Source organism: Streptomyces sp. NPDC050085, from assembly GCF_044460595.1.
Classification (GTDB): domain Bacteria; phylum Actinomycetota; class Actinomycetes; order Streptomycetales; family Streptomycetaceae; genus Streptomyces.
The window spans coordinates 33,132-53,848 of the sequence record NZ_JBITJZ010000001.1 but is presented as its reverse complement, the minus strand read 5'-3'; the positions used below and the strand labels follow the sequence as shown (position 1 = coordinate 53,848).

The window sequence follows — 20,717 nt, the reverse complement described above, 5'->3', positions numbered from 1 at the left end:
TCAACGCCGCTCTTCCGCATAGCTCTTGGCGTGGCCGAGCGTGGCGCGGCTGTTGCCGCCGAGGGCCTCGCGGATGAAGGCGCGGGCCTCGGGGACGCCGGCGTCGGGACCGAGCACCCGGGTGATGGCGTCGGCGTTGAGGACCACCGTGTGCTGGGAGGTGGCGGTGGTGGTGCCGTCGGCGTCCTCGTCGAGCTGCCAGTAGCCGGTGTGCAGCGCCAGCAGGGCGGGCAGCGTCGTCTGCTTGTACGCGATCCTGTGGTGCGGGAAGGCGACCCGCACCGACTCGGTGGTGTGGGTGGAGCCGTCCTTGGTACGGGTGTCCATGCGCAGCGTCTGCAGCCCCGGAGTGTCCTCGGTGAACTCGACGGAGGCGACGTGCGGCAGCCGCTCGGTCCACCGGTCGGCCTCGTTGAGGAAGTCGAACACGTCCTTGGCCGAACCCTGGACACGGACGCTGTCCTCGAAGGAGAGCGTGAGCTCGTCCGCGTGCGAGGCCCGCTCCAAGTTGTCCTTGAGAGCGGGGAGTTCGGCCTTGCTGTTGCGGTCGACCGCCTCGTCGATCCAGCGCAGGGAGTCCGGATCGTCGTCGATGGCGCGATAGGTGTGCAGCAGCCGTACGCGGGTCTCGCCCTCGGCGACGGGCTCCAGGATCCAGGTGCCGGTCATCTCCGCGATCGGCGGCGCGGAGACCTCCTGCCAGAACCGGATGCGCAGCGCGGAGGGGTCGAGGACGCGGCGCGACGTCCAGTTCTTGGCCTCGCCGTTGGCGGTGGCCCAGATCCGGATCCGCTCCTCGTCGCCGTCGCGCTCCAGGTGATCGACGTAGACGGACGGCGGGAACAGGCGCGGCCAGTTCTCCACCTCGGCCAGCAGCCGGTACACGTCGGCCGCCGCGGCCCGCACGGTGATCTCGTGCTCGACTTCTCGTACGGTCATGGTGAACTCCTTGAGGAAAAGGGGGAGTCAGAAGTTGCCCAGGCCGCCGCAGACGTTGAGGGCCTGCGCGGTGATGGAGGCGGCCGTGTCCGAGGCGAGGTAGCCGACGAGCCCGGCGACCTCCTCGGGGGTGGAGTAGCGGCCGAGCGGGATCTTGGCCTGGAACTTGGTGAGGATCGCGTCCTCGCTGGTGTCGTAGGCGGCGGCGTAGCCCTGGCGCACGCGCTGGGCCATGGGCGTCTCGACATAGCCGGGGCAGACCGCGTTGACGGTGATGCCGGTCGGTGCCAGCTCGTTGCCCAGCGCCTTGGTGAAGCCGACGACGCCGTGCTTGGAGGCGGAGTAGGGGGCGCCGAGGACGACGCCCTGCTTGCCCGCCGTGGAGGCGATGTTGATGATGCGGCCGCGGTCCTTGGCGCGCAGGCCGCCCGTGTTGAGCACTTCGCGGGTGACGCGGAAGACGCTGTTCAGGTTGGTGTCGATGACGTCGTCCCACAGCTCGTCGGCGAGGTCGGCGGTGACGCCGCCGCCGCTGCGGCCCGCGTTGTTGACCAGGACGTCGACGGGCCCGAAGCGTGCGACGGCGGCGCCCACGAACTCCCTGACCTCGTCGGCGGAGCGCACGTCGAGGACGGTGCCGTCGACGTCGAGGCCGTCGGCGCGCAGTTCCTTGACGGTGGCCGTCACGTTCTCGGCGCTGCGCGCCCCGATGAACACCCGGTGGCCCTGGGTGGCGAGCAGTCGGGCCACGGCGAGCCCGATGCCACTGGTCGCCCCGGTCACCACGGCCACGCGCGAGGCGGTCACGGGGGGCTGGGTCTGCTGTGTCATGTCCGGCCCCCGTCAGGCGGCCTGGGCGGCGGACAGGAGGGAGTTGACCGCGTCGATGAGCGCGGCGGGCGTACGGGCCTCGACGAGGGTGTCGTCGTCGAGGGTGATGCCCCACTCGCGTTCGATGCGGCCGCCGGTCTCCAGGAGGGCCAGCGACTCGTAGCCGAGCGCCTCGAACTCGGAGTCGAGGATGTCGCCGTCGAGGTCGACGCCCTCGTCGGCGCCGGCCGCCTCGCGCAGGACGCGGCGCAGGTCGTCAAGGGTGAACAGGTGCGTGGACATGAAGGGGTGCCTTTCGTGTGAGGTGACGTGAGGTGGGGCGGTGGGGGTCAGTCGGTGGCCGCGCGGACCACGAGCGCGGAGTTGAAGCCGCCCTGGCCACGGGCCAGGACGAGGGCCGTGCGCAGCCGCGCCGGGCGCGGGGCGTCGGTCACCAGGTCGATGGCGTGTTCGGCGGCGGGCCGGGTCGCGACGGTCGGCGGAATGACGCCGTCGCGCAGGGCGAGCAGGGCGGCGGCCAGATCGAGGGGCGCGGCACCGGAGTACAGCCGGCCGGTCATCGTCTTGGGCGCGGTGACCGGGACGCCGCGCGGGCCGAACACCTCGGCGAGCGTCTGCGCCTCGACCCGGTCGAGGTCGGGAACGGCGGCGGCGTCCGCGAAGACGACGTCGATGTCGCCCGGCGCCGACTCGGCATCCGCCAGGGCCAGTTCGACGGCCCGGCGCAGCCCCGGGGCACGGCCGCTGCCGGGACGGGGGTCCATCGTCGCGGCGTGCCCGACGATCTCGCCGTAGACGTGCGGGGCGCCGCGGCGCCGGGCGTGCTCCGCGTCCTCGACGACGAGGAGCGCCCCGCCCTCGCCGGGCACGTGCCCGCAGGCCTCGGCGTCGAACGGCACATAGGCCCGCCCGGGGTCGTGACGCGTGGTGAGCCGTCCGCCGGCCTGCTGGGCGACCCAGCCCCAGGAGCAGATGGACGCGTCGACGGCGCCGGAGACCACCAGCGACGTGCCCTTGCGGACCTGGCGGCGGGCCTGCGCCACGGCGTCCAGGCCGCCCGCCTCGTCGCTGACGACGACACTGCTGGGGCCGCGCAGCCCGTTGCGGATGGAGATCTGGCCGCTGTTGACGGCGTAGAACCAGGCGAAGGACTGGTAGGCGGAGACGTATTGGCCGCCCTTGCTCCACAGCGACTTGAGCTCGTTCTGGCCGAACTCGAAGCCGCCCGAGTGGCTGGCGGTGATCACGCCCGCGGCGTAGTCCGGGAGTTCGCCGGGCTTCACCCCGGCGTCGGCGAGCGCCCAGTCGGCGCTCACCAGGGCGATCCGCGTCATCCGGTCCGTCTGCGGCAGCAACCGGCTGGGCAGGTGGTCGGCCGCCTCGAACCCGCTGATCTCGCCCGCGAGCCGTGACGGGTAGGAGGAGGCGTCGAAGCGGCTGACCTCCTTGACGGCGCTGCGCCCGGCGAGGGTGTTGCGCCAGTACTCCTCGAGGCCGAGCCCGTTGGGGGCGGCGATGCCGAGACCGGTCACCACGGTGCGTACGCTCATCGCTCGCTCCGATCGGGACGGGCCAGCACGACGGCGCTCTGGAAGCCGCCGAATCCGCTGCCCACCGACAGGACGGCGTCGGTGAGCTGGTCGCGGGCGGTCAGGGGTACGTAGTCCAGGTCGCACTCCGGGTCGGGCGTGTGCAGGTTCGCGGTCGGCGGGACGACGTGGTGCTCCATGGCGAGCGCGGACGCGGCGATCTCGATGGAGCCGATCGCGCCGAGCGAGTGCCCGACCATCGACTTGATGGAGCTGATCGGGGTCCGGTACGCGTGCTCGCCGAGGCTCGCCTTGAACGCGGCCGTCTCGTGCCGGTCGTTCTGCTTGGTGCCGGAGCCGTGCGCGTTGATGTAGTCGATGTCCGTCGCGTCGAGGCGGGCCTCGTCGAGGGCCACCCGGATCGCCTCGGCCATCTCCCGGCCGTCCGGGCGCAGTCCGGTCATGTGGAAGGCGTTGGAGCGGGTCGCGTAGCCCGCGACCTCCGCGTAGACGTGGGCGCCGCGGGCGCGGGCGCGGTCCAGGCGCTCCAGGACGAACACGGCGCAGCCCTCGCCGAGGACGAAGCCGTTGCGGCTGGCGTCGAAGGGGCGCGAGGCGTGCTCGGGGTCGTCGTTGCGGGCGGTGGTGGCCTTGATGGCGTCGAAGCAGGCCACCGTGATGGGGGAGATGGGGGCGTCGGTCGCGCCCGCCACCATGACGTCGGCGAGCCCGTCGCGGATGACCTCGGTGGCGTAGCCGATCGCGTCGAGACCCGAGGTGCAGCCGGTGGAGATCACGGTGCTCGGGCCCTCGGCGCCGACCGCCCAGGCGACCTCGGTGGCGAAGGAGCTGGGGACGAGGAAGTTGTACAGGTGCGGCACCGCGTACGCGTGGTCGACCACGTCGAGGCGGCCGCCGTCGCTGACCGTGCGGTACTCCTGGTCGAGTCCGGTGGTCGCGCCGACGGCGCTGCCGATGGTGACACCGGTCCTGGCCGGGTCGAGGGCGTCGAGGTCGAGGCCGCTGTCCTGCACGGCTTCGCGGGCGGTGACGATCGCGAACTGGGCGGCCCGGTCCGTGCGCCGGATCTCGTGCGGGGTCAGGCCGGCCGGCTCCGCGTCGAAGTCGACCTCGGCGGCGACCTGGGAGCGGAACGGCGACGGGTCGAAGAAGGAGATGCGGCGGGTCGCGGTGCGGCCGTCGGTGAGCAGCTGCCAGAAGCTCTTGGTGCCGAGCGAGCCGGGGGCCGTCACACCGATGCCGGTGATCACGACCCTGTGGTCCGCGGCGCGGCTCACCGGGCGCTCCACTGGTAGAAGCGGCGGGCCATGGCGTCGGCGGGGGAGCGCCAGGTGGCCGGGTCGTACGCCTCGATGTGCGGCTTGAGGTCGTCGCTGATGGCGACGAAGCGCGGGTCGGTCTTGGCGCTCTCTATCCGCTCACCGCCGTCCGCGTCGTCGAAGTCCTGGAGGTGGAAGTAGAGGCCGCGGTAGGCGAAGAGCTGGCGCCTGCGGGTGCCCATGAGGTGGGGCATCTCCGTGGCGTCGAACGCGCCGAAGAGACGGGCGACTTCGTCGTCCGAGCCGGGATGGAGCCGGGCGACGATCAGGGTGCTGTGCATCGTTACCTCTCTTGGGAACCGGTGCGGTGCTGCGGCCCGAACCAGCGGGCCAGGGCCGTGGGCAGGTCGTCGTGGCTGCCGGGCGCGGCCCACGCCACGTAGCCGTCGGGACGCAGCAGTACGGCGGCGCTGCCGTACGGGACGGGGTGCGAGGGGGCCGCGGTGACCACGTCGACGCGGTCGCGCCAGGGGGCCGCGCGGCGGCGCAGCCACGGATTGTCCTCGAGGTCGAGCAGGACTCCGCGGCCCTGGCGCAGGAGTGCGGCGCTGCTGGTGGGACGGCCCGCCACGGTCAGCGGCAGGGCGGGCAGCCGCGCGCCGAGCAGGGGGTGCGGGCCCGCGCCGACGTCGTAGCGGATCTCGACGCCGCTCACCTTCGCGGCGAGGTGCCGGGCCACCTGCTCGTACGAGAGCAGCTCGCCCAGCACGTCGCGCAGCGGCTGCACCTCGGCGCCGCCGAGGATGAGCAGGCTCTGCGCCTGGGTGTTGGCGAGCAACTGCCGCCCCACGTGGTGGCGTTCGGAGTGGTAGGTGTCGAGGAGGGCGGCGGGCGCGCGGCCGTGCAGGACGGCGGCCAGCTTCCAGCCCAGGTTCACCGAGTCCTGGATGCCGGTGTTCATGCCCTGGCCGCCGGCCGGGAGATGGATGTGGGCTGCGTCCCCGGTGAGCAGCACGCGGCCCCGCCGGTACTCCGTGACCTGCCGGGCGGCGTCGGTGAACGCGCTGACCCAGACCGGCTCCGCGTGCGCGATGTCGTGGCCGGTCAGGCGCTTGTACGTGTCGGCGACCTCCTCGAAGCGGGGCGGCCCGGTGCGACGGCGCGGCGGCGTGCCGCGCTCCCCGACGATGACGCGGTGCACGCCGCCGCCGAGCGGCGCGGACATGACCATGCCGCCGGAGACGAGCTCCCCGGTGAACCGGGGCGCCACGTCGACGCCCCGGACGTCGGCGAGCAGCAGCTCCGTGGTCGCGGCGGTGCCGGGGAAGTCGAACCCGGCCGCCTTGCGCACGCCGCTGCGGCCGCCGTCCGCGCCGACCAGGTGACGGGCCGTCAACGTCCGCTGCCCGTCCGGCCCGTGGACCCGTACGCGGATCTCGTGCGGGTCCTCGTCGAACCCGAGGAACCGGTGCCCGCGCCGGATGTCGGCGCCCAACTCGCGGGCCCACGCCTCCAGTACGGTCTCGGTGGTCGACTGCGGGACGGCCTTGGCCGCCTTGTGCGCGCCGTCCAGGACACCGAAGTCGAGCGGGATGCCACCGAAGTGGCCCTGCGTGCTCGTCACCGGATCACCGAAGCGGGGCAGCAGCCCGCGCTGGTCGAACGTCTCCATGGTGCGGATCGTGAGCCCGAGGCCGCGCGACTCGCCGGTGCGCTGCGCCAGCCGCTCCAGCACGATGACGCCGATGCCGGCCAGCCGCAGTTCTCCGGCGAGCATCAGGCCCGCAGGACCCGCTCCCACGATGACGACGGATGCGTCCATAAAGCTCTCCTCTCCCGACTCTTGAGGCGGCTGATGAGGTCTGGATTGACCAGCCACAAATATCCTCGGCGGTGCCGCTTCGCGTTTTCAACCCGTGAATTGCAGGACACGCAAAAGGAGTTGTGAGGTGATCGTCAACACGGCTCGCCCCGCAAGGAAACCGACAAGCGAATGTCAGAGGAAGTGCAAATCTCGGGAATCGGCCGGGGTGACGTACGCGAGCCGGGCGGCGTGTGACTCAGCTCACTGCCGGATCGTACGATCTGAAACTAGCCTCGGCACCTGTGCCCTTCCGGGGCCACGGGGCGCCGCCGACGTCGCTCCCCACCGTCTTTACAGGCTTGTGAATAATCCAGGCCCGGGGTTGTAGCGACTTGGCAGGCTCCGTCACGCTGCATCGGTCGCACGGCCGCGGCAAAGAACCGGGGGAATTGATGCATGCGTTGGTGGTCGATTCCGACCTGTCCGAAAGCTCTTTCATCAGCGCCGAGTTGCAGCGCCACGGCTTCGATGCAATGGAATGCGTAACGGGATCAGAGGCTCTGGATATCCATGACAAATTCGATCTGCTGCTGCTCGATCTGCGGCTGCCCGACATCGACGGCCTGGAGGTGTGCCGGGCCGTGCGCGCCACGAGCGACATCCCGCTGATCGCGTTCGCCCCGGCCGGCCGCGGCCTCGACCGGGTCCTGTGCCTGCAGGCCGGGGCCGACGACTGCCTCGCCAAGCCGTACGGCCTGCGCGAGCTCATCGCCCGCATCGAAGCGGTACTGCGCAGGTCCGGGCCCGCCAAGGCCCCGCTCGTCCCGGCGCCCGCCGCACTGGCCCGCGGCTCCCTGTGCATCGACCCGGCCACCCGGGAGGTGCGGCTCAACGGCCGGCTCATCACGCTGACCCGCAAGGAGTTCGACCTGTTGCACCGCCTGACCGCCGAGCCGCACACCGTGCACACCAGGGACCGGCTGATGGCCGACCTGTGGGGCTACGGCGACAGCGGCTACGCGCCGGACGTCCGGGCGAGCCGCACCATCGACACCCATGTCAGCGCGATCCGGGCCAAGTTGGGGGCGCCCGACTGGATCGTGACCGTGCGCGGCGTCGGCTTCCGGTTCGGCCGTGCCTGACGGCCCCGCGCGCCCCGCTGCGCGCCGCGCGGTGCTCACCCGGCGCCGGCACATCGACCTGCTGCGCGTCGCCGGCGGCCTGTGTCCGCGCTGACCGCGCGCACGACACCGCGCGCCCCGGCCCGACCGCCCCCTTTGCCTCGCCATCTCCCGCTCACCCCACTGGAGTTGACCCATGCCCGGTTCCCGCGCGTCCGCGGACCGCAGACACGTCGCCGCACTCGCCTCCGCGCTCTGCCTCGCCCTGCCGCTCACCGCCTGTTCCGTCGCCGGTTCCGACGGTGCGGGCGCCGCCGCCCGTTCCGGCGGGCGGCTCACCCTTGCCGTGTCCGCCGACCCGACCTGCGTCGACCCGCAGCAGGCGGCCACGAACGACGCGCTGTACGCGGCGCGCGGCCTCGTGGACTCGCTGACCGACCAGGATCCCGAGACGGGGAAGATCGTGCCCTGGCTCGCCACCTCGTGGGACGTCAGCAAGGACGCCTCCCGGTTCACCTTCCACCTGCGCACCGGAGCCACCTTCAGCGACAAGACCCCCGTGGACGCGCAGGCCGTCAAGAAGAACCTCGACGCGGTGCACGCCCTGGGCGCCCGCTCGATCCTCGGCGCCGGCTTCCTCGAGGGCTACAAGGGCACCGAGGCCATCGACGCACACACGGCCGAAGTGCGCTTCGACGGCCCCAACGCCCAGTTCCTGCAAGCGACTTCGACCCCCACCCTGGGGCTGCTGAGTCCCGCGACCCTGCGCCGCACCGCGGAACAGCGCTGCACCGGGCCGCTGGCCGGCTCGGGCCCCTTCACGCTCAAGAGCTACACGCCCGACAAGTCCGTCGAGCTGCGCAGACGGGACGACTACGCGTGGGGCTCGCCGCTGTGGAAGAGCCGCGGCGCGGCCCGCCTCGAAGGCATCACCCTCCAGGTCGTGCCCGAATCCGGCGTGCGCTCCGGCAGTCTCACCTCGGGCCAGGTCGACGTGATCGCGGGGGTGGCCCCGCAGGACGAGGCGACCCTCAAGGCGCAGGGAGTGTCCGTCGTCGGCCGCGCCAACCCCGGCGTGCCCGTCGCGCTCAGCGTCAACACCGCGAGCCCGGTCGCCGGGGACGTCGCCGTGCGGCGCGCCCTGCAGGCCGCCGTCGACCGCAGGGAAGTCGTCGACACCGTCCTGAGCCCCAGCTACCGGCCGGCCACCAGCTCGCTGGCGAGCACCACCGACGGCTACCGCGACAACACCCGCCTGCTCGGCCATGACATCCCGCGCGCCAAGTCCCTTCTGGGCCAAGCAGGTTGGCGCCCGGGCGCGGACGGCATCCGCGTCAAGGACGGCCGGAAGCTCACCCTCAAGGTCATCCTCGCCACGAACTTCGGCCCCAACCAGTCCGCCCTCGAACTGATCCAGCAGCAGGTCAAGAAGGCCGGCATCGGACTCACCCTCAAGGTCCTGTCCATCGCCGACTACCAGAAGGCCAGGAGCGCCGGCGACTACGACCTCGCATGGGGCAACGGCACCCGCACCGACCCCGACATCCTGCGCACCGCGTTCTCCTCGAAACTCCTCAACCTCTCCCGCATCCACGACACGACGCTGCAGCGGGAACTCGACGCGCAGGCGGCCACCGCCGACACCGCCCGGCGCGCCGCCCACGTCGCCACGGCGCAGCGCCGCGTCCTCGAACAGGCCTACCAGATCCCGGTCTTCGAGATGACCAGCGTCTTCGGACTGTCCAAGCGCGTGCACGACGTGCGGTTCGACACCTCCTCCCGCCTCCAGTTCCACGACACGTGGCTGTCGTGACGGCGCGCCGCACGGAAGGGGGGACGCGGTGAGGAACTACCTCGTGCGCAGAGCGGCGCAAGCGCTGTTCGTCCTGTGGGCCGCGTACACGGTCTCCTTCGGCGTTCTGTACGTGCTGCCGGGCGACCCGGTGGTGATCATGGCCGCGGGCGGCGGCGACGCGAGCTCCGTCACGCCCGCCCAGATCGCCGAGCTGCGCACCCGCTACGGCCTGGACCGACCGGTGCCCGAACAGTACGCCATCGGCCTGTGGCACGCCGTGCGCGGCGACTTCGGCACCTCGGTGCACAGCGGGCAGCCGGTCACCCGGATGATCGCCGACGTGCTGCCCGCGACACTCCAACTTGCCGCAGGCGCGCTGCTGTTGGCACTCCCGCTCGGCTGCGCCGTGGCCTTGGTCGGCACCGGCACGCGGCGCCGATGGCTGCGCCAGCTGGTGTTGTCCCTGCCCGCGGCCGGAGTGTCGGCGCCCACGTTCTGGGTGGGGCTGATCCTCGTACAACTGGTTTCGTTCCGCTGGGGGTTGGTGCCCGCGTTCGGCAACGAGGGCTGGCGGTCACTGGTCCTGCCGTCCGTGACCCTGGCCCTGCCCGCCGCCGGGCTCGTCGCGCAGGTCTTCGCGAAGAGCCTGCGGACCGCGCTCGCCGAGCCGTACGTCGACACGGCCAGGGCCAAGGGCGCGGGGCGCACCCGCGTGCACGTCGGGCACGCCGCGCGCAACGCGCTCGCCCCGCCGCTGACCGTGGCCGGAGTCCTCGTGGGCGGGGTGCTGGCCGGCTCCGTGGTGGTGGAGACCGTGTTCTCGCGCACGGGCGTGGGCCGGCTGACGGCGACGGCGGTCACCACGCAGGACATCCCCGTCGTCCAGGGACTCGTGGTCCTCGGCGCCTGCGCGTACGTCGCGGTGAACCTCGCCGTCGACGTCGTCCTCCCGCTGATCGACCCGCGGATCGCGGCGACGGACCGCCCGGCGGTGACGGCATGACCGGCCTCGCCACCGAAGCGACCGCACCCCCGGCCGAGCCGTCGGGACCCGCCCCCGCCACCCGGACGCGCGCCCGCCGCGCGGCGGCCTTCTGGCTGACCAGACCCGGACTCGTGCTCTCCGTGGCGCTGCTCGCCCTGGTGCTCCTGGCCGCGGTCTTCCCCACCCTGCTCACCTCCCGCGACCCCCTGGACGGCGTGCCGGGCGCGCGGCTCCAACCCCCGGGCGGGCAGCACCTGTTCGGCACCGACCAGCTGGGCCGCGACCTGTTCGCCCGCGTCGTGCACGGCTGCGCCCTCACCCTGCGGGCCACCGGGCTCGCGGTCGCCGTGGGCCTCGTCGCCGGCTCGCTCGTGGGGCTGCTCGCCGGATACCTCGGCGGGCGTGCGGACGACGCCCTGATGCGCCTGACCGACGTGCTGCTCGCCGTACCGGGACTGCTGTTGTCCCTGGCCCTGGTGACCGCGCTCGGCTTCGGCACCGTCGAGGTCGCGGTCGCCGTCGGCGTCACCAGCGTCGCCATGTTCGCCCGGATCATGCGCACGGAGGTCCAGCGGATCGCCCGCGCGCCCTACGTCGAGGCCGCGCGGGCGACCGGTGTGCGCTGGTACGCGGTGCTGCTGCGGCACGTCGTGCCGAACGCGGCGGCGCCCGTCCTCGTGTACGCCGCCGTGGACTTCGGCGCGGTGGTGCTCCAGGTGTCCTCGCTGTCCTTCCTCGGCTACGGGGCCCGGCCACCGCAGCCCGAGTGGGGCGCACTGGTCGCCGGGGGACGCGACTACCTGGCGTCCGCCTGGTGGCTGACCACGCTGCCCGGCCTCACCATCGCGGCCACCGTCCTGGCCGCGGGCCGCGTCGCCCGCGCCCTCGACGGCGAGGCGAGGGAGAGCCGATGACACTCCGAAAGGACACATCCGTGGCGGGGGAAACGCTCCTCGACATCCGGGACCTCACCCTCTCGTACGGCACCCGTGCGGGCCCCGTCCCAGCGGTACGCGGCGTCGACCTGAGCGTGCGCCCCGGCGAGGTGCTCGCGCTGGTCGGCGAGTCCGGCTCCGGCAAGAGCACCACCGCCCACGCCGTCCTCGGCCTGCTGCCGCCCGGCGCGCGCATCGAGCGCGGCACGATCCGCTACGCCGGTACGGACCTGGCGGGCGCGGACGAGGCCGTGCTGCGGGCCCACCGCGGCCGCGCGATCGGCCTGATCCCGCAGGACCCCATGGTGTCCCTCAACCCGGTGCACCGGGTGGGCCGCCAGGTCGCCGAGGCGCTGCTCCTGCACGGACTCGCCGCCGACCGGGAGTCCGCCCTCGCGCGTGCGGCCGAACTCCTCGACGAGGCAGGCCTCGACCGGGCGCGGCAGCGGGCCCGCCAATACCCGCACGAGCTGTCCGGCGGCATGCGCCAGCGCGTCCTCATCGCGATCGCCCTGGCCGCCCGACCCCGCCTGCTGGTCGCCGACGAGCCGACCAGCGCCCTCGACGTCACCGTGCAGCGCACCATCCTCGACCACCTCGACACCTTGACCCGCACGTCCGGCACCGCGGTCCTGCTCATCACCCACGACCTGGGTGTGGCCGCGGACCGGGCCCAGCGGATCGCCGTCATGTCACAGGGCCGCATCGTGGAGACGGGACCCGCGCGCGACGTACTGACGACGCCCCAGCACCCGTACACGCAGAGCCTGTTGGCGGCCGCCCCGGCGTTCACCCCGCGCCGCCCCCGGCCGCGCCCCCGCGTCCCGGCCGGGGTCCCCGATCTCCTGGTGGCCGAGAACCTGGTCAAGGAGTACGCCCCGCGCCGCACCGGCCCCCGCGAAGGGCCGCTGCCGCGCGCCGTGGACGGCGTCAGCCTGCGCATCGCACGGGGCGAGACGCTGGCCCTGGTCGGTGAATCGGGCTCGGGCAAGTCGACGACGGCCCGGCTGCTGCTGCGCCTGACCGCCGCGACCCAGGGCCGGATCACCTTCGACGGCGCGGACGTCACGCACCTGCGCGGCCCGGCCCTGCGCGGCCTGCGCCGTCGCCTGCAGATCATCTACCAGAACCCGTACACCTCCCTCGATCCGCGCATGCCGGTCGCCGAGATCGTCGCGGAACCCCTGCGCGCCTTCCGCGTCGCGGGCCGCACCGAACGGGCCCGGCGCGCCGCCGAGTTGCTGGACCGGGTGCACCTGCCCGTGGCCGTGGCCCGGCGCCGCCCCGCCGAGCTCTCCGGCGGGCAGCGCCAACGCGTCGCCATCGCCCGCGCCCTGGCCCTGCGCCCGGACCTGGTGGTGTGCGACGAGCCCGTCTCCGCCCTCGACGTCTCGGCGCAGGCCCGGGTCCTCGACGTCCTCGCGGAACTCCAGCGCGAGGACGGCCTGAGCTATCTGTTCATCTCCCACGACCTCGCCGTCGTACGACAGGTCGCGCACCGGGTCGCCGTGCTGCACCGGGGCCGGGTCGTCGAGTCCGGACCCGTGGAGACGGTCTTCACGACGCCGGAGGACCCGTGGACCCGGGAACTGCTGGCCGCGATCCCGGGCAAGAGTTTGTCACCGTACGGGAGTTGAGTCCGCCTCTTCCCCTGCCGTCGGCGGCGCCGTGCGGACCGTCACCCGGTGCGGTTCCTCGGCGCGCAGGGCCGTCGCCGCCGCGTAGCCGGACGGGGCGGGCACGTCGCGCACGCTCCAGCCCGACGGCCGGGACGCGCGGTCCGTGTCGCCCAGGAAGTCGGCACGCGGCGGACGGGACAGGCCGGTGCCGAGCCCCTTGAGGTACGCCTCCTTGCGGGACCAGAGCCGGCTGAACGCCCGTGTCCGTTCCACGGGCCCGAGGAGCTCCAACTCGGCCCGCTCGATGGGGTGGAGGCGCGACAGGCACGCCTCGACCGTGCCCGGCGGGCAGATCCGCTGGACGTCGACGCCCACCGCGGCCGACGCGACGGCCACGGCCGCCAGACCGTGGCTGTGCGAGAGCGAGAAGTGCGGGGCAAACGACAGGCCGCGCAGCACCGGACGGCCGTGCGGGAGCTCCCGGCCGAAGCGGAGAGCGGCCGCGTCCGGCTCCACGTACCGGGCGAGGACGTGCCGCAGCAACAGATGCGCCCGCACGTAGCGGTCCCGGCCTCCCGGTGTCGCAAAGCCGCGGGCCCGGCGCCGCTCGGCCCCGTCGAGCAGCGCGTACTCTCGCGCCGGCACCGCCGCCCCCGGGCCCGGCACCGCCAGCAGCCACAGGTCCACGGACCCGGGGCCCGGCAGTACCCGCCGCTCGCTCACGGCCGCGCCCGCTCTTCGGACGGCTCCCGGTCCCGCGCCGCCGAACCCACCGCAACGGCCCGCACCGCACCACGCCGCCCGGCGGCCGCGGCCACGATCCCCGCGCCCAGCGACACCAGACCGCCGACCACGAACCCGGACCGCGCGCCCCAGCGCTCGGTGAGCCAGCCGACCAGCAGCGCACCCAACGGCGTCGACCCCTGCAGGACCAGCGTGTACAACGCCAGGACACGGCCCCGGAACTCGGGTGAACTGCCCAGCTGCACACGGTGGTTGACGGCCTGCACGAAGAAGATCGACGCCCCGCCGGTGAGGAACAGGAGCACCACCGACGCCGCGTACGACGACACCTGCCCCACCGCCGTCTCAAGCACCCCGAAGACGACGGCGGCCCCTGCCACGAGGCGCGCCGACGGACGCCCCCGGCGCGCCGTCGTCGCCAGCGCCGCCGTCAGCGAACCCGCCGCGAACACGGTCGTCACCAGGCCGAACGACGAGGCGTCGGCGTGCAGGACCTGCTTCGCCAACAGGGGCAGCGTCAACTGGAAGTTGAGGCCGAACAGCCCGATGACCGCGACCAGCGCCATCGGCACCAGCAGATCGGACCGGCCCACCGTGTGCCGCAGCCCGTCCACGACCCCGGCCCGGTCGCCCGCCACGCGCCCCGGCCGGGAGGCGCCGCCCCGCATCAGACGCAGGGCGACCACCGTGGCGGCATAGCTCGCCGCGTTCAGCAGCATCACCCAGCCGACGCCCATCGCCGCGACGAGGAGCCCGGACACAGCGGGACCCACCACCCGGGCGACGTTGAAGTAGGCGGCACTCAACGCCGAGGCGTTGGGCAGCAGTTCGGGCCCGACGAGCTCACCGACGAAGGCCATGCGCGTGGGCACCTCGACGGAGTTCACCACCCCCAGACCGAACGCGAACGCGTACACCTGCCACAGCCCGGCCGCGTCCGCGAGCACCAGCAACGCCAGCACCAGGGCGAGCGCACCCGAGACGAGATTGGCGGCGGTCAGCAGCGCCCGCTTGTCGTGCCGGTCCGCGAGCCGCCCGCCGTACAGCGTGAACAGCAGCAGCGGGGCGAACTGCAGCGCCGTCACCGTGCCGAGCGCCGTCGCCGAGTCGTCGGTGAGGCCGAGGACGAGCCAGTCCTGGGCGACCACCATCATCCAGGTGCCGGCGACCGACACGATCTGACCGAGGGCGAAGAGGCGGAAGTCGCGCACGCGCAGGGCACGGAAGACTCCGCCCCCACTGCCGCTCACGAGGGCCGGCCCGGCGGCGTCGCACCCGCTGCCACCAGGCACTCCTCGAGGAAGGCGAAGACCTTGAGGTGGTACGCGCGGGCCGCCCACCCCAGGCTGACGTTGTGCCCGGCCCGCTCGAGCCGGTCCACCACGACGCGCGGCGCGCGGGCCGATCCGCCGGTCAGGTCGGCGACCTCGTCCGGACCGTGCCGCCACCACGCCTCGTGCTCGGCGAAGGTGAAGCGGACGGGCACCCGCACGCGTGCGAGCACGTCGGCGCCCCGCGCCGTCCAGTCGCCCACCGAGTCCGTCTCCCGCGCGGGCATCGGCGCCACCACGGACCGGCACGCGAGGAAGGTGCCGGGAGGGTAAAGGTCAAAGGAAGGACCCCAGTTGAGCAGCCGCGAGGCGAAACCGGCGCCCTGCCCGGCCCGCTCGGGCGGCACGGCCGGTCGGAGCCCGGTGCCGGAGACGTCCACGCCGAGCAGCCCGCGGGGCGGCCGGTCCGCGGCGAGGGCGAGCGCGACCTTCCCGCCGTAGGAGTGCCCCAGCAACAGCACCCCCGCGTCGGCGTCGGCCCGCCGGCCGACGAACTCCGCCAGGGCGGGCCCGATGTCGTCGACCTGCTCACGCAGCGTCCGCCCCTCGGGCCGCAGTCCGGCGTGCGGACCGTATCCGGGCCGGTCCAGGGCGAGCACCGTGAACCCGAGCCGCGCCCCGAGCGCCAGCAGCGACACATCCGGATGGGCCTGCCCGTCGAAGTAGCCCGCGCTCATGCCACCGCCGTGCAGGGCGACCACCAGGGCGCGCGAGGGGCCGTGCGCGGGGTCGGGCCCGGCGAGCAGCCCGGACAGGGGAGTGGAGCGGTGCTCGGTGGTGAGCGTGACCCGCCGCACACCGGGCGAGACGCCTGACGGCGCACCCGACGACCCCTGCGGCCTGACACCTGACGACACGGCGGACAAGCGGGTTCCCTCCTTCGCGCAGGCGGAAATGGGCCTGCCTCTCAGGGTCGGTCCCGCCCGTTCGCCGGATCAAGGTGCTCCGATTCAGGGCTTGGTGAGCTTGCTGAACTCCGCGTCAGGAACGTCAGGAGCGTCAGGAGTATCCGAGCTCCGCACAGCCCGGCCCCCCCGCCGGTGTCAGGCCATCCAGAAGAAGACGGCTGTCGTGCGCTTGTCCTCCATGACGCTGCCCCAGTAACCCGTGGCGCTGTGCATCATGTTCGCCGTGTAGAGGAGCAGCCGGTTGTAGCGGTGCGGTACGCGCACGTCCTCGGTGAACGAGTCGGGCTGGACGAACCGGGTGCCCAGGGCGTCGACGAGGTTGTTGTGCGGGGCGGTCACCAAGTTCCCGCCCAGCCGGCCGCCCGGCAGACTCTGCCGGTAGAAGCTGGTTCCGCAGTCCTTGGGCACGTTCGGATTGAGATAGAGCACCGCCGCGTACCGGCACAGCGAACGCGAATCCGTGTGCGGACGCGGCTCGCACTCGTCCTTGCCGACGACCTGGATGCAGTTGTGGTTGAGGGTGCCGCCGCCAGGGGCGGTCTCCTGCCACAGTTCCCGCGCGCCGGTGGCCTTCTTGACCAGGCTCTCCACGCGGGCCAGTTCGTGCGGTGCGAGCCCCGGCATCGTCCGCAGGCCGGGCCAGCTCTCGGGCTTGTGCGGGTAGCCCTCGACCCAGTCGTCCTGGGCGAGGAACCGGGCCCGAACGGCGTCGGCGTCGGCCAGCACGTCGTCCAGGACCCAGTAGTCACGGCCGCGGGTGGGCTTGCGGTAGGGCAGGACCGGCAGGGCCGCGGTCCTCGGGAGGCGTGGGGGCATGCGGGCGACGATAGGGCCGGGGTGCGTCACCTCTCGCCCGCGAACGGGTCAACCTTCTGTCAACTCGAGGGGCGCGGTGGCCTAGGGTCGATCGCATGAGTCGTTGGCAGGAACTGACCGGTGGGACGTCCGGGGGCGAGTACGCCGCGCGCTTCGAGGCGCTGGCCCGCAGTGGGAAGGACGTGCACGGCGAGGCCGCGTTCTGTGCGGCCCTGCTGCCCGCAGGGGCCCGCGTGCTCGACGCCGGGTGCGGTACCGGACGGGTCGCGATCCGGCTCGCGGAGCTCGGGTACGACTGTGCCGGGATCGATCTGGACGCCTCGATGCTGGACGTGGCGCGGGCCCGCGCGCCCCGACTGCCGTGGATCCAGGTCGATCTCGCCGCGTTCGACCCGGCCGCGTGCGGTCTCGCCGCAGACTTCGACCTGGTGGTCGCGGCGGGCAACGTCCTGCCCCTGCTCGCACCCGGGACGGAGGCAGAGGTGGTCGCACGCCTGGCCGCGGCCCTGCGCCCCGGCGGCCTGCTGGTCGCGGGCTTCGGCCTGGACGCCGCCCATCTGCCCGTGCCGCCGAGCATCACGCTGCCGGAGTACGACGCCCACTGCTCCGCGGCCGGTCTGACCCTCGTCGACCGGTTCGCCACGTGGGACGCGGCCGCGTACGACGGAGGCGGTTACGCGGTCAGCGTCCATCTGCTCGGTCCCTGACGCGGCGGCTCAGCGCACCGGGAAGCCGAACGCATAGCCCTGTTCCTTGAGGTGGGGCAGGATCCGGCGCAGGGCCTCGACGGTCTGGCCGCGGTCGCCGCCCGCGTCGTGGAACAGGAGCGTCGGACCGTTGGGCAGCTCGCGTTCGACGGTGGCGACGATGGCGTCCGCACCCGGACGCTCGAAGTCCTTGCTGTCCACGTTCCAGCCCAGCGGGCGCATGCCCCGGGAAGCGGCGAGCTTACGACTGTAAGGGGTGAAGGCCCCACCGGGTGCCCGGTAGTACATCGGCCGCACGCCCCCCGACGCCTCGGTGATCATGCGTTCGGCGTCGAGTATCTGCTGCGACTGGTACGCCTCGGACTTCTTGTCCATCGCGGTGTCGTGCGACACCGAGTGGTCGCACAGCCGGTGCCCGGCCGCGACGACCTGCTTCACGAGGTCCGGGTGCGCCTTGGCCTGCGGGCCCACCATGCAGAACGTCGCCTTCACGCCGAACTCCTTCAGCACGGCGAGGACTTGAGGCGTCCAGGCGGGGTCGGGCCCGTCGTCGATGGTGATGTTGACGCCGCGGGCGCCCGCGTCCGAGGCGTGCGCGATGGTCACCGCGGTCGGCCGCGCGTCGCCGCCCGGCGCGGCCGGGGCGGCCGCCTCCGGTGACGAGCCGTGCGCGGTGCCGGCCTGCGCCGTCCACACCGAGGCGCCGGTGGCGAGCAGCGTCACCCCGAGCGCGGCCCCGACCACCTTGCTGTTCCAGCTCCGCCCGTGTCCTCGCCGCGCCATGTCCGTCCCCTTCGCACTCTGCCCCACCGGTCCCGATCACCGCGTGATCACTGGGCAGGACGAGACGTACGGGCCGAAGGATGCGTCCGTTACAGATCGCGGACAACTCCGGGAAGGTTCGCGGACACTCCCGCGGCCGGAAGGCGGCCAGAAGGCGGGCGGAATGCGGCCGATCGACGGCACGGAACGTCAGGGGGACGGCTCCGGCACGGCGGCCAACTTCTCGAACAGCGCGTCGCGTTCGGCATCGATCCGCGGGTCCGCGCGATGGTTGATGTGCCCTTCGAGTTGGCGGAAGACCGGCTGGTGGGGGCCGCGCTCCGTCCGCTGGGCGGTGACCGCCGCCTCGGTCGCGGGCGGCGGTCCGTAGGGATCGGTGGCGTCGCTCCACACCACGTCGTGCACGCCCGCCACCGCGATGTCCGCCGCCATGGGATCGGTGTCCCGCCGGACGTTGGTCCAGCCCGCGAGCGAGGCGGCGAGCGGCGCGATCCGGTCGTGGACCGCGTACGCCGGATAGTGCCGGGTGAAGAAGAGGGTGAGCGGGCACCCCGTGGTCAACAGCGCGATGCGGCGCCGGAGTTCGGGCCGGGTCTGCCACAGGGCGAGGACCGCGATCACCCCGCCGAGCGAGTTCGCGTGCAGCAGCAGCCGGGCGCGCGGATCGCGGGCGAGCAGGTGGTCGATCCTGTGCACCAGCTCCGGCACCGCGCGGACGGTCCAGGCGGTGGGCGCGAAGGGGTGGGCCGAGCGCGGCCAGAACGCGCCGAACGCCCAGGCGAGCCCGGCGTTCTCCCGCGCGTCGCGCCGGATCGCGATGGCCCGCGCGGTGAAGAGCGCCACGGCGATCAGCGCGACGAGGATCACCCCGGCCAGCGAGACCAGGAACTGCACGATCGAGGTCACCCGCGCCCGGAACTCCACGGCGATGGCGTCCTCCAGCTCCTGTACGAGGTACAGGCCGGCCAGCACCAGGACGATCAGGGCGCCGGCCACGCCGAACAGCAGGTCGGCCCTGGCTGCCCCCTTGTCGGTGACGCGGCGCGCGAAGCCGATGCTCCGCGTCCGGTCCAGCTGCTCGCGCAGAGTCTCCCTCCGCTGGACCGAGGCCGGGTCGGCCGACCGTCTCACCTCCTCCCGGTAGCGCCGTCGCAGGATCCGGCGCGCGGCGAACCGGCCGGTCCCGTGCGGGAGTCGGGGCCACTGGCCGAGCAGCGGCATCGGCCGCAGGTACCAGCGCAACGCCATCGTCACCGGAGTCGCGAGCGCGGCGAGGGCCAGGCCGAAGAGCAGGACCGTGGTGCAGGCGGCGACCACCTTCAGCGCCGTCTGCGGCAGGAGCAGCTCCTCGCCCTTCGGGGCGTCCTGGGCGCGCAGCCAGCCGCGGGCCCACAGGGCGAGCGCGGAGGCGTAGATCCAGCCGAGCAGGCACCCCATCAACGCGGTCACGGCACCGGACGCCCCGTACAGGGCGTGCGTGCGCCGCCGCCCTCCCAGCGGCGGCAGCGCGGACAGGACGCACAGCACCACACCGGCCAGCTGCACACCCAGGAGAGCGCCGGACGCCGGGCTGAGGCCGGGCAACCGGCCCGCGGTCGACCAGCGGGGCCCGGGAGCCAGGCAGTACAGCACCGCCCCGAGCAGGACGAGCAGGCAGCACGTCACCATGGACGCCTGCACCGCACGCAGCCGCCACGGCCCCGTGCCGAACAGGGTCCACGTCCCCAGCGCCCCGATGACGACGAACAGGACGACGGCCGGGGCCTGGTCGCCGCCCTGGGAAGCCGGCGGCATCGCGGTGAGCACCGCCAGAGTCAGCACGCCGGCACACAGGTGACGGCTCATCAGGCCGTCCGCGCGCGTGTTCCGCTGCCAGTACCCGTACTCCTCCAAAGGCGTCGACCGCCCGGCGCGCTCGGGCAGCAACAGCCGTTGCCACAGGGCGGGTTGACGCGCCGGGGCGGGCGGGATCCGGTCGGGGTCCTGCCACACCGTGCGGTACTCGCGGCGCCCGTCACCCGCGGCCCACGCCGCCAGGAACAGACCCACCAGAGGCACGGTCATCGCGAGCAGCAGACCGTCGGGCACCGACATGCCGCGCACGGTCGCCACCACGTCGTTCCCCGACGAGCACAGGTCGGCGGAGGAGCGGCACTGCCACACCAGCTGATCCATCGTCACCTGGGCCAGGCCGCCGACCAGCAGCACCGTCAGCGAGAGCCCGAGCAGCCGGGCCCCGAACCCGTACAGCGGACTCAGCCTGCGTCCGCCAGGACGGTGGGGGCGCATCCAGCCCGCCACGTTCACCAGCAGGAACGGCAGCAGGAACAGCCACAGCGACCGCATCGCACCGCCGGAGGTCAGCGCTGCCCAGTCGTACACCTCGCGCACCACCCCCGCCCGGTGCGCGCCGCCCGTGGCCCGTGACCGGTACACACCGGCCTGCCGGTCCCCGCTCACGCGCCCCACCCGGTCCGGCACGAGCACGTCGCTCCGGTCCAGCGCGCCGACTCCCGGCACGATGAGCTCGTACACCTGGCTTGTCCCCATGGGCGCACAGGGTGACAGGGGCGGCGGAGCGCGGGACATA

General features: G+C 73.3%; 20 protein-coding genes. 7 read left to right on the top strand and 13 right to left on the bottom strand.

Going from position 1 to position 20,717, the window contains the following annotated elements; translation table 11 throughout:
- From ACIBUY_RS00225 to ACIBUY_RS00195, 7 genes are read right to left on the bottom strand one after another with little or no spacing between them, the layout of a single operon-like run.
- Positions 1-939: an aromatase/cyclase gene (locus ACIBUY_RS00225; RefSeq protein WP_399151229.1), complete on the bottom strand. Its 939-nt coding sequence runs from the start codon at positions 937-939 to the stop codon at positions 1-3.
- A gap of 27 nt (positions 940-966) precedes the next feature.
- Positions 967-1,770, bottom strand: coding sequence for a 3-oxoacyl-ACP reductase FabG (gene fabG, locus ACIBUY_RS00220; RefSeq protein ID WP_365562555.1), 804 nt, complete (start codon positions 1,768-1,770; stop codon positions 967-969).
- 12 nt (positions 1,771-1,782) lie between these two features.
- On the bottom strand, positions 1,783-2,052 hold the full coding sequence (locus ACIBUY_RS00215) for an acyl carrier protein (protein ID WP_365562556.1): 270 nt from the start codon (positions 2,050-2,052) through the stop codon (positions 1,783-1,785).
- Between the two features lie 47 nt (positions 2,053-2,099).
- Entirely contained in the window at positions 2,100-3,320 is a 1,221-nt protein-coding gene (locus ACIBUY_RS00210; RefSeq protein WP_399151228.1) for a ketosynthase chain-length factor, read from the bottom strand.
- Positions 3,317-4,597, bottom strand: coding sequence for a beta-ketoacyl-[acyl-carrier-protein] synthase family protein (locus ACIBUY_RS00205; protein ID WP_399151227.1), 1,281 nt, complete (start codon positions 4,595-4,597; stop codon positions 3,317-3,319). The genes ACIBUY_RS00210 and ACIBUY_RS00205 overlap by 4 nt, the downstream gene beginning before the upstream one ends.
- Positions 4,594-4,920, bottom strand: a complete 327-nt coding sequence (locus ACIBUY_RS00200; RefSeq protein ID WP_399151226.1) for a TcmI family type II polyketide cyclase — start codon at positions 4,918-4,920, stop codon at positions 4,594-4,596. The genes ACIBUY_RS00205 and ACIBUY_RS00200 overlap by 4 nt, the downstream gene beginning before the upstream one ends.
- A 2-nt stretch (positions 4,921-4,922) precedes the next feature.
- Positions 4,923-6,401: an FAD-dependent monooxygenase gene (locus ACIBUY_RS00195; RefSeq protein WP_365562565.1), complete on the bottom strand. Its 1,479-nt coding sequence runs from the start codon at positions 6,399-6,401 to the stop codon at positions 4,923-4,925.
- A gap of 434 nt (positions 6,402-6,835) precedes the next feature.
- On the opposite strand from ACIBUY_RS00195, the gene ACIBUY_RS00190 reads away from it, so the two are divergent.
- The 6 genes from ACIBUY_RS00190 (at position 6,836) to ACIBUY_RS00165 (ending at position 12,856) form a co-directional block, all read left to right on the top strand.
- Entirely contained in the window at positions 6,836-7,525 is a 690-nt protein-coding gene (locus ACIBUY_RS00190) for a response regulator transcription factor (protein ID WP_399151225.1), read from the top strand.
- Complete coding sequence (locus ACIBUY_RS00185; protein ID WP_399151224.1) at positions 7,518-7,619, top strand: putative leader peptide; 102 nt, start codon at positions 7,518-7,520, stop codon at positions 7,617-7,619. Before ACIBUY_RS00190 ends, ACIBUY_RS00185 begins: the two co-directional genes overlap by 8 nt.
- A gap of 81 nt (positions 7,620-7,700) precedes the next feature.
- On the top strand, positions 7,701-9,317 hold the full coding sequence (locus ACIBUY_RS00180; protein WP_399151223.1) for an ABC transporter substrate-binding protein: 1,617 nt from the start codon (positions 7,701-7,703) through the stop codon (positions 9,315-9,317).
- Between the two features lie 28 nt (positions 9,318-9,345).
- A complete protein-coding gene (locus ACIBUY_RS00175; protein WP_399151222.1) occupies positions 9,346-10,302 on the top strand; it encodes an ABC transporter permease in 957 nt (318 codons plus the stop codon).
- Complete coding sequence (locus ACIBUY_RS00170; RefSeq protein WP_399151221.1) at positions 10,299-11,198, top strand: ABC transporter permease; 900 nt, start codon at positions 10,299-10,301, stop codon at positions 11,196-11,198. The genes ACIBUY_RS00175 and ACIBUY_RS00170 overlap by 4 nt, the downstream gene beginning before the upstream one ends.
- Positions 11,195-12,856 (top strand): dipeptide ABC transporter ATP-binding protein, encoded by a 1,662-nt coding sequence (locus tag ACIBUY_RS00165; protein WP_399151220.1) that lies wholly within the window; start codon positions 11,195-11,197, stop codon positions 12,854-12,856. Before ACIBUY_RS00170 ends, ACIBUY_RS00165 begins: the two co-directional genes overlap by 4 nt.
- On the opposite strand, the gene ACIBUY_RS00160 is transcribed toward ACIBUY_RS00165, so the two are convergent.
- The 4 genes from ACIBUY_RS00160 to ACIBUY_RS00145 form a co-directional block, all read right to left on the bottom strand.
- Complete coding sequence (locus ACIBUY_RS00160) at positions 12,839-13,561, bottom strand: 4'-phosphopantetheinyl transferase family protein (protein ID WP_399151219.1); 723 nt, start codon at positions 13,559-13,561, stop codon at positions 12,839-12,841. The genes ACIBUY_RS00165 and ACIBUY_RS00160 overlap by 18 nt on opposite strands.
- Positions 13,558-14,832: an MFS transporter gene (locus ACIBUY_RS00155; RefSeq protein WP_399151218.1), complete on the bottom strand. Its 1,275-nt coding sequence runs from the start codon at positions 14,830-14,832 to the stop codon at positions 13,558-13,560. Before ACIBUY_RS00155 ends, ACIBUY_RS00160 begins: the two co-directional genes overlap by 4 nt.
- Positions 14,829-15,770 (bottom strand): alpha/beta hydrolase, encoded by a 942-nt coding sequence (locus ACIBUY_RS00150; RefSeq protein WP_399152132.1) that lies wholly within the window; start codon positions 15,768-15,770, stop codon positions 14,829-14,831. The genes ACIBUY_RS00155 and ACIBUY_RS00150 overlap by 4 nt, the downstream gene beginning before the upstream one ends.
- Before the next feature lie 186 nt (positions 15,771-15,956).
- Positions 15,957-16,637: a DUF6445 family protein gene (locus ACIBUY_RS00145; RefSeq protein ID WP_399151217.1), complete on the bottom strand. Its 681-nt coding sequence runs from the start codon at positions 16,635-16,637 to the stop codon at positions 15,957-15,959.
- A gap of 95 nt (positions 16,638-16,732) precedes the next feature.
- Between ACIBUY_RS00145 and ACIBUY_RS00140 the strand changes: the two genes are divergently transcribed.
- Positions 16,733-17,344: a class I SAM-dependent methyltransferase gene (locus tag ACIBUY_RS00140; protein WP_399151216.1), complete on the top strand. Its 612-nt coding sequence runs from the start codon at positions 16,733-16,735 to the stop codon at positions 17,342-17,344.
- Between the two features lie 9 nt (positions 17,345-17,353).
- On the opposite strand, the gene ACIBUY_RS00135 is transcribed toward ACIBUY_RS00140, so the two are convergent.
- Both ACIBUY_RS00135 and ACIBUY_RS00130 read right to left on the bottom strand, forming a co-directional pair.
- Positions 17,354-18,127 carry a polysaccharide deacetylase family protein gene (locus ACIBUY_RS00135; protein ID WP_365562589.1) on the bottom strand — a complete coding sequence of 258 codons (774 nt, stop codon included), beginning with the start codon at positions 18,125-18,127 and terminating at the stop codon, positions 17,354-17,356.
- Between the two features lie 189 nt (positions 18,128-18,316).
- Entirely contained in the window at positions 18,317-20,677 is a 2,361-nt protein-coding gene (locus tag ACIBUY_RS00130; RefSeq protein ID WP_399151215.1) for a hypothetical protein, read from the bottom strand.
- Positions 20,678-20,717 lie beyond the last annotated feature (40 nt).